Source organism: Limosilactobacillus oris (assembly GCF_025311495.1).
Taxonomy (GTDB): Bacteria; Bacillota; Bacilli; order Lactobacillales; family Lactobacillaceae; genus Limosilactobacillus; species Limosilactobacillus oris_A.
The window spans coordinates 1,683,177-1,698,041 of sequence record NZ_CP104398.1 but is presented as its reverse complement, the minus strand read 5'-3'; the positions used below and the strand labels follow the sequence as shown (position 1 = coordinate 1,698,041).

Annotated in this window: 15 protein-coding genes; all 15 read right to left on the bottom strand. The window is 53.3% G+C overall.

The features are described from left to right. Position 1 precedes the first annotated feature (1 nt). Positions 2 to 910 carry a metal ABC transporter solute-binding protein, Zn/Mn family gene (locus N4599_RS08405; RefSeq protein WP_260899050.1) on the bottom strand — a complete coding sequence of 303 codons (909 nt, stop codon included), beginning with the start codon at positions 908 to 910 and terminating at the stop codon, positions 2 to 4. A 243-nt stretch (positions 911 to 1,153) separates the two neighbouring features. Then, positions 1,154 to 2,005 (bottom strand): 4-(cytidine 5'-diphospho)-2-C-methyl-D-erythritol kinase, encoded by an 852-nt coding sequence (ispE, locus tag N4599_RS08400; protein WP_194176617.1) that lies wholly within the window; start codon positions 2,003 to 2,005, stop codon positions 1,154 to 1,156. 373 nt (positions 2,006 to 2,378) lie between these two features. Further along, on the bottom strand, positions 2,379 to 2,624 hold the full coding sequence (locus N4599_RS08395) for a Veg family protein (protein ID WP_003713960.1): 246 nt from the start codon (positions 2,622 to 2,624) through the stop codon (positions 2,379 to 2,381). Between the two features lie 96 nt (positions 2,625 to 2,720). Continuing rightward, positions 2,721 to 3,614 (bottom strand): 16S rRNA (adenine(1518)-N(6)/adenine(1519)-N(6))-dimethyltransferase RsmA, encoded by an 894-nt coding sequence (gene rsmA / locus N4599_RS08390; RefSeq protein WP_260902526.1) that lies wholly within the window; start codon positions 3,612 to 3,614, stop codon positions 2,721 to 2,723. Further along, the gene (rnmV, locus tag N4599_RS08385) at positions 3,607 to 4,173 is read right to left on the bottom strand and encodes a ribonuclease M5 (protein WP_191363617.1); all 567 of its coding nucleotides are present in this window, start codon (positions 4,171 to 4,173) and stop codon (positions 3,607 to 3,609) included. Before rnmV ends, rsmA begins: the two co-directional genes overlap by 8 nt. After that, positions 4,160 to 4,975 (bottom strand): TatD family hydrolase, encoded by an 816-nt coding sequence (locus N4599_RS08380; RefSeq protein ID WP_191363616.1) that lies wholly within the window; start codon positions 4,973 to 4,975, stop codon positions 4,160 to 4,162. Before N4599_RS08380 ends, rnmV begins: the two co-directional genes overlap by 14 nt. 3 nt (positions 4,976 to 4,978) lie before the next feature. Continuing rightward, positions 4,979 to 7,003, bottom strand: a complete 2,025-nt coding sequence (gene metG, locus N4599_RS08375) for a methionine--tRNA ligase (RefSeq protein WP_191363615.1) — start codon at positions 7,001 to 7,003, stop codon at positions 4,979 to 4,981. 78 nt (positions 7,004 to 7,081) lie between these two features. Continuing rightward, the gene (locus N4599_RS08370) at positions 7,082 to 7,936 is read right to left on the bottom strand and encodes a DUF72 domain-containing protein (protein ID WP_191363614.1); all 855 of its coding nucleotides are present in this window, start codon (positions 7,934 to 7,936) and stop codon (positions 7,082 to 7,084) included. A 474-nt stretch (positions 7,937 to 8,410) separates the two neighbouring features. Continuing rightward, complete coding sequence (locus tag N4599_RS08365; RefSeq protein ID WP_260899047.1) at positions 8,411 to 9,295, bottom strand: helix-turn-helix domain-containing protein; 885 nt, start codon at positions 9,293 to 9,295, stop codon at positions 8,411 to 8,413. A 15-nt stretch (positions 9,296 to 9,310) separates the two neighbouring features. Beyond that, a complete protein-coding gene (locus N4599_RS08360; protein WP_003713935.1) occupies positions 9,311 to 9,643 on the bottom strand; it encodes a metal-sulfur cluster assembly factor in 333 nt (110 codons plus the stop codon). A gap of 14 nt (positions 9,644 to 9,657) precedes the next feature. After that, entirely contained in the window at positions 9,658 to 11,067 is a 1,410-nt protein-coding gene (sufB, locus tag N4599_RS08355; protein ID WP_003715112.1) for a Fe-S cluster assembly protein SufB, read from the bottom strand. Continuing rightward, positions 11,064 to 11,522 (bottom strand): Fe-S cluster assembly sulfur transfer protein SufU, encoded by a 459-nt coding sequence (sufU, locus tag N4599_RS08350; protein WP_003714008.1) that lies wholly within the window; start codon positions 11,520 to 11,522, stop codon positions 11,064 to 11,066. The genes sufB and sufU overlap by 4 nt, the downstream gene beginning before the upstream one ends. Then, complete coding sequence (locus N4599_RS08345; RefSeq protein ID WP_062813107.1) at positions 11,509 to 12,747, bottom strand: cysteine desulfurase; 1,239 nt, start codon at positions 12,745 to 12,747, stop codon at positions 11,509 to 11,511. The genes sufU and N4599_RS08345 overlap by 14 nt, the downstream gene beginning before the upstream one ends. Beyond that, positions 12,728 to 14,014, bottom strand: a complete 1,287-nt coding sequence (gene sufD, locus N4599_RS08340) for a Fe-S cluster assembly protein SufD (RefSeq protein WP_062813108.1) — start codon at positions 14,012 to 14,014, stop codon at positions 12,728 to 12,730. Before sufD ends, N4599_RS08345 begins: the two co-directional genes overlap by 20 nt. Before the next feature lie 11 nt (positions 14,015 to 14,025). Then, entirely contained in the window at positions 14,026 to 14,823 is a 798-nt protein-coding gene (sufC, locus tag N4599_RS08335) for a Fe-S cluster assembly ATPase SufC (protein WP_062813109.1), read from the bottom strand. Between the last annotated feature and the right edge of the window lie 42 nt (positions 14,824 to 14,865).

The window sequence follows — 14,865 nt, the reverse complement described above, 5'->3', positions numbered from 1 at the left end:
CTTAGTCCTCCTTTTCCTGAATCCTGATTAGCTGCTGGTACTGCTTGGTCATCCACTGCTCGTAGCTCAACCCATTAGGTTTGGATTCCGTTACCTTCAAAACCGGCACACCATGCTGGCGCGCTAGTTGAACCAGGTTATTAACAACGCGATCGTCAGCCTGGGCATTCTCTACAAAGAAAGCGATCTGGTGGTTTTTAATTGCCGCCTGGAGGGCAGCAATGTCCTGCGGCGAAGGATCGCTACCGTCCTCCACGGCCTTAGCAAAGTGGCTGTCAACCACCTGGTAGCCAAGGTTTGTCAAGGCGTAGTCAAAGACCGGTTCACTCACCGCTACTGCCCGCTTTGTCCCGACACCACGTTTGGCCTGCGCAATTGTTTGGTCAAGCGGCTGCAAGCTCTGCAGGTAGGCCCGTGCCCGGCGGTGGTAGTAGGTCGCGTGTGCGGGGTCCAGCTTGCTGTATTGGTCAGCTAGCTGCTGGGTAAGCCGCTTAATCGTCGTCGGCTGATACCAGACATGCTCGTTGTCGCCAGCCTTCATGCCAGCGACCTGGCGGGCAACATCGATAGTAGTAACCCGGTTGTTGCTGCTCCCCTGGACCAGTTTCGTCAGCCAGTGGTCATAGCCCAGCCCATTTTGGATTACCAGGTTAGCGGTGCCCATCTCGCGCGCCTGCTGGGTTCCCGGCTGGTAATCGTGCGGGTCTACCGCGGCGCTGTTGATAATTGTCGTCACCTGACCATACTTTCCAGCGACCTCTTGTGCCACTTCGCCATAGAAATCTAGGCTAGCGACCACCCGGATTGGTTTTTGCTGCCGGCCAAAATTTTGCCGGGGAATTAATGCCAGCAGGAAAACAATTGCTAACAGGCCGATTAAGCCACTGACTCCGATCCAGTATTTACACATCAACTCGAACTCCCTTTATTTAATCGTAATGATTACTATTTGCAACAAAAACTATCTTACCGGAAAGCACACCGAAATGCAAGCTGCCGTGAAAATTTAGGGCGGTTCAAAATCCAGCTATGGCTCCCACGGCTTGTTATATTCCCGTTGACACACTTCCTTTAGAAAGCAAAAACGTCTAAAATCAGCAATCAGCCAATTTTAGACGTTTTCCACACCCTCGTTTGCACGCATATTAACTTTTCACAACAGAGTAACCACGTGAACATCCCGGCAGAAGCCGCTAATGCTGTTTTGAATCCGCTTTGCCCGGGATTCGGTGTGACAAACAGCAAACACGGTTGGCCCCGTCCCGCTCATCTGTGCCACATCGGCTCCCAGGCTAACCATCTTATCCTTGAGCTGCTTGATTTCCGGATAAAAGCTCATCGTCACGGGTTCCAAGACGTTGCCCATGTACTTAACTGCTTCCTGCCAATTTTGAGCCTTCAGACTAGCAATCAAGCGTTCATTATCAAGGTGCTCTAGCTGCTCGTAGTTAATCTGACGTAAAATCTGCGGCGTTGACACACTAATCTGCTGCTTGGCAATTACTGCCCAATAGTGCGGCTGGGCGGGCAGCAGCTCTATTTTTTCCCCGTGCCCCGTCACGTGGGCCAGCCGACTATATACACAGTAAGGCACATCGGAGTCAATCGTCAGTGCAATCTTGGCCAGCTCATCCAGTGAGAGGCCCAGGCGCCAGATCCTGTTCAGTGCCCGTAAAACGGCAGCGGCATCCGAAGAACCGCCCCCCAGCCCGGCCGCCACGGGAATATTCTTGCGAATGTGAATCGTCACACCCTCGCGACAGTGAAACCGGCTCTTGAGAATATGGGCTGCCTGGTAAGCAAGGTTTCGCTGGTCGTTGGGCAAAAAGCCGCTGTCAGTATAAACTTTAATCGTCGTCGGTCGCCGGTGGGTTTCTACGGTCACATAATCTGCCAAGTCTGCCGAAGTCATTACCATGTCCCACCGGGGTGAACCATCGAAGTACCGCATCGGCGTGTCTAAGCTCAGGTTGAGTTTTGCCGGTGCTTTTTCATTTACACGCATTGCCATCCCTCCCTATCTCAAGTTATTCTTATTTTGATTATACTAATGAGCCAATTAATCGGCAAGTTGAATGGAAGTGGGCGGCGTTCCCCCCTGAGCCGGGAGAATGGCCCCACATTGACGCAGGACGCAAAATGGGCCCAGTGCTCGGCAAGGCCGAACGCTGGAGCCCATTTCGTTTTAAAAACCAGCTGATGTTAATCGGACCGGAAGTTAACTCAGTCTCTTTGCTGTTTTAAGGATAACAGCGCAGTAGCCGGCTGGCAGTTCAACCGCTGACAAATCAGTACTTGAACAACCCCAAACAGGCTTGCTGCGCGGCGACGGCGGTGGGACGACGAACTAGCCAAACTAGTCCTGCCCCTCTCTCCCGCTAGTCTTCTTCTTCGCCAAAGGCTAGCGAAATATTATGAGTCAATAAGTCAGTGTAACTGTAAGAAATCCGGTCGGGTGCTCCGTTACCATCGTTTAGGTGGACAACAAAGATGGCTGGATAGGTCTTGCTCAAAACACCGTGGTGGGTTGCCACCCGCTTACGACCAGCCTGTGCTTTAATGAGGACTGGTTCCCCAATACGATCATCTAATTCTTTCTTGATCTCAACAATTGATTCTGGCACTAAAACTTCACCTCACTGCGTTACAACAGTACCTGTGCTCAACATGAAACAATTAATATTATCATTTTATTATAACAAAGTCAATAATATTCACCATTAGAGAAGCTGGGCAGCGTGCAGGGCGTTAGCAAGTTCAATGAACTGTTCCAGTGTGAGCCGTTCAGGCCGGGTTTGGGGAGAAATTGCCAGGGCCGTCAAAATTGCCTGCATCTTCTCCTTGACCGCCGGCTGCTTGCCAATCGTGGCCTGTAAGTTATTCCACAGGCTTTTGCGGCGGTGAGCAAAGCACCCCCGAATGAAGCCAAACAGCTTTTGCTTGTTGAAGGGCTGTACCGGTAGCGGGGTTGTCCGTGGTTTCAATACCACGATGGCGGAATCGACATTCGGCGCTGGCACAAAGACCCGCCGGGAAACATTGAAGGCAATCTCCGCGGTCATCTGGTACTCGATTGCCAGGGTCAATGCCCCATACTGCTTCGTCCCTGGCTGGGCAGTCAACCGCTGGGCAACTTCCTTTTGCATCATAACGCAAATAGCCGCCCAGTCTACCGGTGCGGCAAGCAGGTTCATCAAAATCGGACTAGTGATGTAGTAGGGCAGGTTGGCAACTACCTTGATGGGCCTGCTGGGGTCCGTAAACTGCTGCTTGATGAGCTCTGGCAGGTTGGCTTGTAAAACGTCCTGGTTTAGGACCGTCACGTTATCGTACGGGGCAAGGACCTCAGCCAATACGGGAATCAGATCCTGGTCGATTTCGAGGGCGAGGACCTCCCCCGCGGCCTGGGCTAGTTGTTCCGTTAATGCCCCAATCCCCGGGCCGATTTCAATCACGTTATCGTCCCTGGTAATTTCGGCGGCACTCACGATGTTTTTTAAGACGTTGAGGTCGGTCAGAAAATTCTGGCCGAAGCCCTTCTTGGTGTGAATGCCATACTTTTCCATAATCGCCCGCGTCCGGGTCCGACTACCGATTTCCGGTGTATTACTCATCATTTTCCTCCCGCTTTATCTGCTCAACAGCGGCCGCAAATTGGTTGGGACTGATTTGAAACATGTTCAGGCGGTGGACTAGCTGTTTGCCGTTGCCATAACCAATGCCAAGCAGCTGCCCCAACCGTTCCCGCCGCTTCCGGGCCTGAGAACTGCCAACCAGTCCCGCCGCCTGCAAGTCCCGCTGGGTGTAGACGTCTGGTTCCGTCACTGCCTGGGTGTACAGGTGGGCCAGAGCGGCTTTGATTACCGCTGGGGCCGCGTGCTCTACCCCCAAGCTGCCGTGGGCCAAGTGAGGGACCCCTTGCCGCCGCTCAATGAAGGCGTGTTTAACTCCGGGAACCGCGGCGCTGATTATCTTGCGTAACCGTTCCCCGTTAAAGTCGGGATCCGTAAACACAATTAAGCCCCGGCTCGCCTGCAATTTGCGCAGCCGGGCCAGGTCGGCAGCATTGAGCGCAGACCCGTTGGTTTCATAAGTATCAGCGTCGACGGCCTTTTTAATCTGCTTGGTATCGTCTTTGCCTTCCACTACAATTACTTCTTTAATCTTCGTCATCTTTTTGATCCTTTAGGAATAACCGGCTAGCATTCTGGTAGGTTTGCCGGGCAACCCGGGATGGGGCCACCTGCTTCAATTCTGCAATTGCTTCGACGACAAACTTGGTAAAGGCCGGTTCGTTTTGCTTTCCCCGATACGGCGCGGGTGTCAAATACGGGGCGTCGGTTTCCACCATCATCCGTGACAGCGGTACAGCCCGCACTGCCGCATGAACCTCTTCGGCACTGCCAAAGCTGGCGACCCCGCTGAAGGAAATCGCCATCCCCAGGTCCAGAAACTTCTCGGCCCATTCCGGCGACCCGTTAAAGCTGTGCATGACCCCGCCGAATTCATCGACGTGGGCGTCCTTTAGCAGTTCATAGGTGTCAGCCAGTGCTTCCCGGCAGTGAATCGACACCGGCAGGTTCAGCTGCCGTGCCCAGTCCAACTGCTCGGCAAAAACTTCCTGCTGGCGGTCATGGGGAGACTGCTGGTCATTATAGTAGTCCAGCCCGATTTCGCCAATTGCCACGACCCGTGGATCGTGGACCTGCTCCCAAAGTGTTGCCTTCGCGTCTTCATCGAATGCCCGAATGTCCTCGGGATGCCAGCCGATGATCGGGTGCAAGTTCGGGTACTGTTGACCAAGGGCCAGGGCCCGCTGGTTAAGGGTGGCATTAGAGCCCACAATGTTCATCTGAGTGACCCCGTAGTGAGCCGCCCGGTTTTCAAACGCCGGCACATCGTCGTAAAAGGGGTCGTCGTTGAGGTGGGTGTGGGAATCATAAACCTGGCGCCATTCTTGTTGCCGCTTTCCCATCGCTTAGCCGAGCTCCAATCCTGGTTCCAGGCTGTCGTCAACCGTGACTACTTGAACCTGACCATCCTTTTCAACCGAAAGGAGCATCCCCTGGCTCAGTTCACCCCGCATCTTCCGCGGCTTCAAGTTGGCGACGATGACGACCTTCTTGCCTACCAATACAGCTGGCTCTGGGTACCACTTGGCAATCCCAGACAGGATCTGCCGCCCTTCTGCCGTTCCATCATCCATGTGGAACTTCAAGAGCTTGTCAGCCCCTTCGACATGGTCAGCAGCGGTAATCTTGGCAACCTTCAAATCAACCTTGTCAAAGGCTTCGATCCGGATCAGCTTCTTGCCGTCGGTAGCTACTTCTGGTTGCTTTTCCGCGGCCTTCTTGGCTTCTTCCATTGCTTTGCGTCCCTTCTTCTTTTGGTTTACGCTCATCTTGCTCTTGATGAACTCAACTTCTTCCTTGACGTCCAGCCGGGGGAAGATTGGCGTTCCCTTAGCAACAACTTGGCTGCTTGCTGGGAAATCGTTAAAGGCCAAGTCGGTCAAGCTGATGGTCTCTTCAGGCAAGCCCAGCTGCCGGCAAATCTCCTTTGGTGCGTCCGGCATTACCGGTTGGAGCAGCGCCGCGATTACCCGCAGGCTCTTCGCCAGGTGAGTCATCACGTCGGAGAGTTCAGCTTTCTTGCTGTCATCCTTGGCAAGTACCCAGGGTTCAGTCTCGTCAATGTACTTGTTGGCACGGGAGACCAGCTTCCAGACTGCCGCCAGAGCGTCCGCAAAGTGGGTCTTATCCATCTCTTCCTTGTATTCAGCAATTGCCTGGGCAGCCGTTTCCTCCAGGTCAGCATCAAAAGCCGTCTGGGCATCGTTGGTTCCTTGAACCTGGCCGCCCTGGTACTTGTTAATCATGGCAACGGTCCGGTTTAAGAGGTTCCCCAGGTCGTTTGCCAAGTCGAAGTTAACCTTGTCGACAAAGTCTTCGGGACTGAAGACCCCGTCGTTGCCGAATGGCATTGCCCGCAAGAGGTAGTAGCGGGTAGCGTCGAGGCCGTAGCGATCCACTAAGGTTTCTGGGTAGATCACGTTCCCCTTGGACTTGGACATCTTGCCATCCTTCATCGTCAGCCAGCCGTGGCCGATAACGTGCTTGGGCAGCGGCAAACCAAGGGCATGGAGCATGATTGGCCAGTAAATTGTGTGGAAACGGACGATTTCTTTCCCCACCATGTGGACGTCAGCGGGCCAGTACTTCTTGAAGAGACTGTCATCGGCGGAACCGTAACCCAGTGCAGTGATATAGTTGGACAGGGCGTCAATCCACACATAAACCACGTGCTTCGGGTCGTTCGGCACCTTGACTCCCCAGTTAAAGGAAGTCCGGGTGACGGCCAAATCTTCCAGTCCCGGTTTCAAGAAGTTGTTGACCATCTCGTTCATCCGGGTGTGGGGTTCAATAAAGTCCGGATGCTCTTCGTAGTACTTCATCAGCCAGTCAGCGTACTTGCTCATCTTGAAGAAGTAGGATTCTTCCTTAACCAGCTGAACTTCGTGACCAGACGGGGCCTTCCCACCGATGACCTTGCCATTGTCATCGCGGTACACTTCTGCCAGTTGGCTTTCAGTGAAGTATTCTTCATCATCGACCGAATACCAGCCCGTGTACTCGCCCTTGTAAATATCACCCTGGTCGAGGAACTTTTGGAAAATCTTCTGGACGGCTTGCTCGTGGTAGTCGTCAGTCGTCCGGATAAACTTGTCGTTGGTAATCTTTAAGGTCTTCCAGAGTTTCTTGATCCCGTCGGCCATTTGATCTACATATTCTTGAGGCTGCATTCCGAGCTTGTCAGCCTTCTGTTCAATTTTCAAACCGTGTTCATCGGTTCCCGTCAGGAAGAACACGTCATACCCACTCAGTCGTTTGAAACGTGCTTCTGCGTCACAGGCAACCGTCGTGTAGGAGTTCCCAATGTGCAGCTTACCAGATGGATAGTAAATGGGTGTCGTAATGTAATAAGTTGGTTTTTGTGTAGCCATATGAGGCCCCTCTTTCTCATTAAAATTAAAGAATAGTATTGACGTTTAGTATAGCATAGTTAACCGGTCGGTGCGGCCTTAAAACAGGTCGAGCTGTTCCGGTGACCGGGGTGCCAAGCCGGCGAAGTGAACGCCCATCATCTTTTGCAGAGCCAGGGCGTTTGGTGCGGCATCCTTGCCGGAGTTGTTGTTAAAGATAATGCAGACTTCCCGCGGCTGGGGCGTCAGCTGCTGAACCTGCTGGGCAAACGTCGCCAATTCCTGGTCCGAATACTTGTACAGCGTGCGGGTCTTGCGCCAGCTCTGCCCTTGGTTAGCCCATCCCTTTTTATTGCGGCCGTGCAAACGCAGCATGACCAGGTCAGGATTGGTCGTCACCAGCTTGAAGGGAACCGCTGTGACCTGGTCATGCGGCTCATCTGCCGCTACCAGGGTAAACTTGAGGTCTTGGCAATAGCTGACCAGCGCGTCAACCACCCCCGGCTGATACCAGCTGCTATTGCGCAATTCTACCGCGACGGGGAGGTCACCGAGCCAGGTGCGCACCATTTTTAGGTAGTCAATATCGGCAACACTGGCATCAAAGTAAGGTGGAAACTGAAATAGGATTGTTTTCAACTGACCACTCGCAACCAGTGGTGCCACAGTTCGCCGGTACTGAGCAAATAACTGCTCGACCTCCCCCTTTTCCTGGTTGCGCTTGTGCAGGGTCATCCCCTGGTTGGCCTTAACAATAAATTGGAAGTCTTCTGGAACCATTGTCAGCCAGTTTTGAATGGTCTTCATCTGAGGAAGCGCATAAAAGAACGTATCCACCTCCACCGTTGGAAAGTGTTGCGCGTACTCGTTCAGGGTGACCGGCCGTTGCTCACCGTGAATGAGTACAGGGTGTTCCGTCCAGGTCGTCATCCCCATCGTAATCTTTGCTGTCATTGTACCCTCCTATCAAACTGCCTTTCCCACCATTATGCCCCAGCAAGTCCCCATATCTGAGAAAAATGCTCAGCAATTTCTTATAATTAGAAAAAGAATTTATATTCATTATTCAGCGCTGCTTTTACGATTCCAGCAAAGTTTATGCACCATTGTCGCGCAATATGCACATGGGTAGAAAGAGCCGTGATAAATTATGCAGCGTGTAAATTAGGACCCGGATGCACCGCCTTTGCTTCGCTCTTCCAACATGGTATCTTAATGGTGAAAAGAAATGAAGGGAGCGATCATAATGTTACTAAATTCAAAGTTCTTTACTTTCAGCAAAAAAGGCAACCGGGCAAAAAAGAGCCGTAAATCTGGTTCATTACCCATCAAGGTTGATGGCAAGGTCGTCCTCTTTGCGTAACAATTAAACGATTATTTACCAGTAAAACGCGGAATTGAGCAAACCTCAACTCCGCGTTTTATTTATCACAAATCCGTTAGCTGCTTTTTAAGGGCCGCGGCCTGCAGTTCGACAACGCTATTCCTGTTGAAACGGGCAAAGACCAGCGCTGCTGATAGTAAGTTTCCCACGGTCTCCGACGTTGCCCCCGCGCGCATTGCGTTATTCGCCGCTAGCAGCTTGACTCGGGGCATGAAAACGGTCAGGTAGCGGGCCGCACACAGGCGGCTGACCCGGGCGAGGGTCCGGTTGCTATCCGGCAGCCGCTTGCGAAGCGCTTGGTACTCCGCCACATAGTAGCACATCATTACGAGCCGGGCATACTGGGTATTTGTTAGGTCGGCCAGGTTTAGCGGGGCAGTAATTGTCCGCTCCAGGTAGTTGACCACCTTGGTGAAAAAGAATTCGGCGTTGCCCAGCCGGTTCTTCCGCGCGTACAAAATTCCACAACCCAGGTAGGCTAGCCGTGAAAAGACTGTCTGGTGTTCCTCATCCAGCTTATCAAGAATCTGGGTAAAGTTAAACATCGTTGTCGCCGTCTGGTTGCTCGTCAGTGTATCAATCATCCCTTTGAGATAGTAATACTGCATCCGGGCCTTGGCAGTCGTCAGCTGGCGTTCCCGAACCTGGTTCAGGGTCTTGATTGCCAAGGGAAACTGTTCCCCTAGCAAATAATGTTCGGCCTGGTCTAGGACTGTCCGGCGGTGCGGCTGCGGGGCCACGTTTTGTTCACTGAGTTCTCCCAGGGACATTTCCAGCCGTTGGCAAAGCTGCTCCAGAATTTTGACCGAGGGGACCCGGCCCTTATTTTCAAACTTGCTAAGGGTCGACTGCGTACAGATACCAGCGCACAGCTCGGCCTGGGAGAAGCCCATTCGTTTGCGTTGCTGGACAAATTTGCGGATATCCATCACTATTCAACCCCTTTAACCATGCAGTCCCAGTGCAATCTTGGCAAACCGGCTCATCCGGTCAATCCCCCAGGCTGGTTCCCAGACCAGGTTGATTTTACAGTCGTTGACACCATCAACCGAAGTGGCAGCCTTGGTAATCGCTTCGTTCAGGAAATCACCCAGCGGACAGCCCATGGTGGTTAGGGTCATCGTGATAATACAGTGCCCCTCTTCATCTACCTGGACATCGTAAATCAGTCCGAGGTTAACCAGGTCAATCCCCAGTTCCGGGTCAATGACCTGTTCCAGGGCTCCCATGACTGCGTCTTCCGTCGGTGAATACTGGCGCTCTTGTTCATCTGCCATGTTACTTCCTCCTTTTAACCGATTGAGCCTTCCATCTCGAAGCTAATCAGCCGGTTGAGCTCAACCGCGTATTCCATCGGCAGCTGCTTGGTGAATGGCTCCACGAAGCCCATGATAATCATTTCGGTGGCTTTGGCTTCGGAAATTCCCCGGCTCATCAAGTAGTAGAGTTGTTCTTCCGAAATCTTAGAAACCTTGGCCTCGTGTTCCATCGCCACGTGGGCGTTGTCAATTTCATTGTACGGAATCGTATCTGACGAGGACTGGTCATCCATGATGATCGTGTCACACTCAACGTGGGCCTTCGAGCCGTCAGAGTGCTTGCCAAAGCGGACCGTCCCCCGGTAATCCGTTGAACCACCAGTCTTGGCGATCGACTTGGAGACAATCGAGCTGGACGTGTTCTTGGCATTGTGGATCATCCGGGCACCGGAGTCCTGGTGAATCCCGTTGCTGGCAACCGCGATTGAGAGCATCGTTCCCCGGGCTCCCTCACCGTTCAGGTAAACACTCGGGTACTTCATCGTTACCTTCGAGCCTAGGTTACCATCGACCCATTCCATCGTGGCGTTTTCGGCCGCGGCTGCCCGCTTGGTTTCCAGACTGTAAACATTATCAGACCAGTTTTGAATGGTCGTGTAACGACAGTAAGCATCCTTGCAGACGTTAACTTCAACGACCGCCGCGTGGAGGCTGTCAGAAGAGTAGTTCGGAGCGGTACATCCTTCAACGTAGTCCACGCTGGCCCCCTCGTCGACAATAATCAGGGTCCGTTCAAACTGACCGGTATTTTCCGCGTTCAGCCGGAAGTAGGACTGGATTGGCGTCTTGGTCTTGACGCCCTTTGGCACGTAGATAAAGGAACCACCAGACCAGACCGCCGCATTTAGGGCCGCAAACTTGTTATCGGTTGGCTGAACCAGCTTGCCAAACCACTTCTTGAAGAGGTCCGGGTATTCCCGGAGGGCGGTATCAGTATCGGTGAAAATGATGCCAAGTTTGGCAAATTCATTCTTCATGTTGTGGTAAACCACTTCCGATTCGTACTGGGCTGAGGACCCGGCCAGGTACTTCCGCTCGGCCTCAGGAACTCCTAAGCGGTCGAAGGTCTTCTTGAGATCTTCCGGCACGTCCTTCCAGTCCCGGAACTTCTTGTCCGTCATCTTCTGGTAGTAAAGCATGTTCTTGAGGTCCAGCTCGGATAGGTCCGGCCCGAACTTTGGCATTGGCAGCTTCTTATAGATGTGGTAGGCCTTGAGCCGGTAATCCAGCATCCATTGTGGTTCATGCTTTGCCGCCGAGATCTGGCGAACAACCTCTTCCGTCAGGCCCCGTCCCGTCGAGTAAACTGGCTTCACGTCATCGTGAAAGCCATATTCGTACTTTTCATCGCCGTTTACGATGCTTGCTGCATCCTCGCTCATTGCTCTTCCTCCTCATCATCTTTCTTCAGTAAGGCCCGTTGCAGTGCCCACCAGGAAATCGTGGCGCATTTGATCCGGGCAGGGAATTCCATAATACTGGTCAAAATCTGCGCATCCCCCAGCTGGTCAAGATCCGCCTGGGAGTGCTGCTTGCCGATTGCCATGTCAGAAAAGGTCTTCGCCATCGCCAGGGCCTCATCAGTTGTTTTCCCCTTTACTGCTTCAGTCATCATGCTGGCTGAGGCCTGACTGATGGTGCAGCCAGAACCAGAATAGCCGATATCCTTAATCCGGCCGTCTTCCACATCGACGGCCACGTTAATGGTATCGCCACAAGTCGGGTTGTGGACCGTCATCTTGCTCGTAGCCTGCGGAATGTCGTGCTTGTTATGCGGGTGATTGGCGTGGTCCAAAATCACCTCACGGTATAAGCCGTTTAACTTAGATAGTCCCACCGTTAAAGAACTCCTTTGTTGCCTTGATGGCATTAATCAGTTGATCTGCGTCTTTTTTTGTATTGTAAAAGTAGAAGCTGGCCCGGGTCGTTGCCGCTACCCCCAGTGCGGCCATCAGCGGCTGTGCACAGTGATGGCCGGCTCGAACCGCGACTCCTTCCGCATCCAGGGCGGTTGCGACGTCATGCGGGTGGAGTCCCGCCATGTTAAAGGCAATCACGCCAGTGTGCTGCTGAGGGTCCTGGGGCCCGTAAACCGTTACGTACGGGATCGCCTCCAGCTGCGGCAGGACGTAATCAACCAGTTCCTGTTCCTTCGCAGCCACCTGGTCCATCCCGACCTTTTCGAGGTAGTCAACCGCGGTCCCCAGGGCAATTGCTCCAGCAATGTTTTGCGTCCCCGCTTCAAATTTAAACGGGATGTCGGCAAACTCGGTCCGGTCGCGGTAAACGGCACTAATCATTTCCCCGCCGTACTGGTACGGGGGCATCTCCCGCAGCAAGTCCGCCTTGCCATAGAGGACCCCAATCCCAGTCGGCCCCATCATCTTGTGGCCGGAAAAGGCGTAGAAATCAACGTCCAGGTCCTGGACATCGACCGGCATATGGGGAACCGACTGGGCACCATCACCAACGATAATTGCGCCGTGCTGGTGGGCCAGCCGGGCCAGCTCTTTGAGCGGGTTAACGGTTCCGAGCACGTTGCTGACATGGGCCACGGCAACGATCTTCGTCTTGTCAGTAATTTTTTGCCGGGCATCGGCCATGTCCAGCGTCCCATCCGTGGTCAATTCAATGTACTTGAGCTTGGCGTGCTTCTTAATTGCCAACTGCTGCCAGGGAATCAGGTTGCTGTGGTGTTCCATGATTGAAATCACAATTTCGTCACCGTCATGGATATTCTGTTCGCCATATGTCGACGCTACCAGGTTCAAGCCATCAGTGCAGCCCTTGGTAAAAATAATTTCCCGGTTGTCGGCAGCATTGATGAAGTGCTGAACCTTCTTGCGGGCCTCTTCGTACTGGGTCGTCGCCCGTTCCGCCAGGGTATGGACGCCTCGGTGAACGTTCGCGTTGTCGTGTTCGTAAAAGTGAACCAGGGAGTCAACGACCTGCTTGGGCTTCTGAGCCGTCGCCGCGTTATCCAGGTAGGCCAGCCGTTCACCGTTTACCTGCTGGTCCAGGATGGGAAAATCAGCGGACAAATCATTGATATTGTTGACCATCGGCAAGCTTCCTTTCTAGAATTTCCACCAGTTTGTTCCGTACATCTGCGGCCGGAATGGCACTAAGAACGGCGCCTAAGAAGCCCCGGATAACCATCCGTTCCGCCTGCTTACGGGGAATTCCCCGGCTCATCAAGTAGTACATCTGGTGGGGGTCAACGGGGCCCACACTGGCTGCGTGCCCGGCCTCCACGTCGTTTTCATCAATCAGCAGGATTGGGTTAGCATCACCGCGGGCCTGGTCAGACATAATCAGGACCCGGTTCTGCTGGTCAGCCTTGGAACCGTGAGCGCCGTGGATAATCTGACCGATTCCGTTAAAAATCAGTTCGGAATTTTCCAGGATTACCCCCCGTTGGTTAATCAGGCCAGTCGTGTGTTTACCATGGTTAGTCACCCGGTTGTTGACCCCGACCTCTTGCTTCCGGGTCGTGACCGCGATCATTTTGGAGTTAGCATAGCCGCCTTCACCCAGCAGCTCAGAATCCATGTCACCGACCGTGTTGCCATCGTTCATCAGGCCAACCGCCCATTCAACGTGGGCATCCCGACCAATATCGGCCCGCCGTTTGAAGTAAGTGTGGGTCTGGGCCCCAAGCTCATCCAGGGACGAGAAGTCAATTTCACTGTTATCCCGGGCAATCAGTTCAATCATCATGTTTGCCGGATTAGCTTGGTCACCGACCGTGGTTAGGTGCTGGATGAACTTGACCTTGCTGCCCCGGTCCGCCACGACCAGGATATGAGAAATCAAGGGCTGGCCTTGGGTATTGTCCTGGACCAGTTCTGCTTCAATCGGCTTTTCAATCTCGACGTTCTTAGGGACGTAGAGGAATAAGCCGGCGTTTAAGTAGGCCACGTGGTAAGCAGTCAGCAGGTTTTCGTCGGTTTTGATTGCCGACATAAAGTACTTTTCAAACATCTCGGGGTACTGCCGGGCTGCGGTGAAAATATCGGTCAGCACCACGCCAGCCGCCCGCAGACGTTCCGGAATGTGAACCTTGACCGTCGTCTGCCCGACCTGGGTCACCCGGATTACTTCATCGTCCGGAGCTATTTTCTCTAAATCCGTATCCGATGATACCCATTCCAGGGGCTGGTCAGCAATTAGCGGCCAGTCACGGAAGTTAAACCGCTGCATCCGGGGCAGGCGGAGTTGCGCCATCAGGTCCCGCGCTGCAAGCCGCCGGTCTAAGAGGCTGGCCGGCTCCTCATTTTGCTGGCTCGCCACGGTCAGCTGCTGCTTTGCTTCTGCTAAATCAGTCATGCCAGCACCCCCTAGTCCTCATCATCGACCAGTTTGATGTCCAGGCCCAATTCGTCACGCAGGCCAGCGTAACCTTCGTCTTCCAACTTTTTAGCCAGTTCTGGGCCCCCGGTCTTAACGATTTGACCATCCATCATGACGTGGACGGTGTCCGGAACAATGTAATTCAGCAGGCGCTGGTAGTGGGTGATGATCAGGGAACCGAAGTTGTCGCCCCGCATGGAGTTGACCCCCTTGGCAACGACCTTTAAGGCGTCAATGTCCAAGCCAGAGTCAATTTCGTCGAGAATGGCAAAAGTTGGTTCAATCATCAGCAGCTGCAAAATTTCGTTCCGCTTCTTTTCCCCACCCGAGAAGCCTTCGTTGAGGTACCGTTCCGTCATCTTCTGGCTCATGTCCAGCAGATCAAGGTTCTTGTCGAGCTTCTTAATGAAGTCCATGACGGAAATCTGGTCGTCTTCTGGCCGGCGGGCATTGATGGCAGCCCGGAGGAATTCGGCGTTAGTGACCCCCTGGATTTCTGCCGGGTACTGCATAGCCAAGAAGAGCCCCTTGCGTGCCCGTTCATCGACTGGCATGTTGACAATGCTTTCACCGTTTAAGAGAATGTCACCCTGGGTCACGTGGTAGCCGGGCTGGCCCATGATGGTCTGGGAAAGGGTCGACTTCCCCGTCCCGTTTGGTCCCATAATGGCGTGGATCTCGCCGGTCTGCATCTTGAGGTTGACTCCCTTGAGGATTTCCTTTTCCTTCTTACTTTCCTCATCTTTTACTGAAACATGCAAATCACGCACTTCGAGTGTGGCCATCTGTAAAGCATCCCCTTAATTCAATATTCCAAAAATATCAGT

Coding starts and splice junctions, on each gene's coding strand:
- N4599_RS08405 (WP_260899050.1), bottom strand. CDS start 910: ATGTGTAAATACTGGATCGGAGTCAGTGGCTTAATCGGCCTGTTAGCA.
- ispE (WP_194176617.1), bottom strand. CDS start 2,005: ATGCGTGTAAATGAAAAAGCACCGGCAAAACTCAACCTGAGCTTAGAC.
- rsmA (WP_260902526.1), bottom strand. CDS start 3,614: ATGAGTAATACACCGGAAATCGGTAGTCGGACCCGGACGCGGGCGATT.
- rnmV (WP_191363617.1), bottom strand. CDS start 4,173: ATGACGAAGATTAAAGAAGTAATTGTAGTGGAAGGCAAAGACGATACC.
- N4599_RS08380 (WP_191363616.1), bottom strand. CDS start 4,975: ATGGGAAAGCGGCAACAAGAATGGCGCCAGGTTTATGATTCCCACACC.
- metG (WP_191363615.1), bottom strand. CDS start 7,003: ATGGCTACACAAAAACCAACTTATTACATTACGACACCCATTTACTAT.
- N4599_RS08370 (WP_191363614.1), bottom strand. CDS start 7,936: ATGACAGCAAAGATTACGATGGGGATGACGACCTGGACGGAACACCCT.
- N4599_RS08365 (WP_260899047.1), bottom strand. CDS start 9,295: ATGGATATCCGCAAATTTGTCCAGCAACGCAAACGAATGGGCTTCTCC.
- N4599_RS08360 (WP_003713935.1), bottom strand. CDS start 9,643: ATGGCAGATGAACAAGAGCGCCAGTATTCACCGACGGAAGACGCAGTC.
- sufB (WP_003715112.1), bottom strand. CDS start 11,067: ATGAGCGAGGATGCAGCAAGCATCGTAAACGGCGATGAAAAGTACGAA.
- N4599_RS08345 (WP_062813107.1), bottom strand. CDS start 12,747: ATGGTCAACAATATCAATGATTTGTCCGCTGATTTTCCCATCCTGGAC.
- sufD (WP_062813108.1), bottom strand. CDS start 14,014: ATGACTGATTTAGCAGAAGCAAAGCAGCAGCTGACCGTGGCGAGCCAG.
- sufC (WP_062813109.1), bottom strand. CDS start 14,823: ATGGCCACACTCGAAGTGCGTGATTTGCATGTTTCAGTAAAAGATGAG.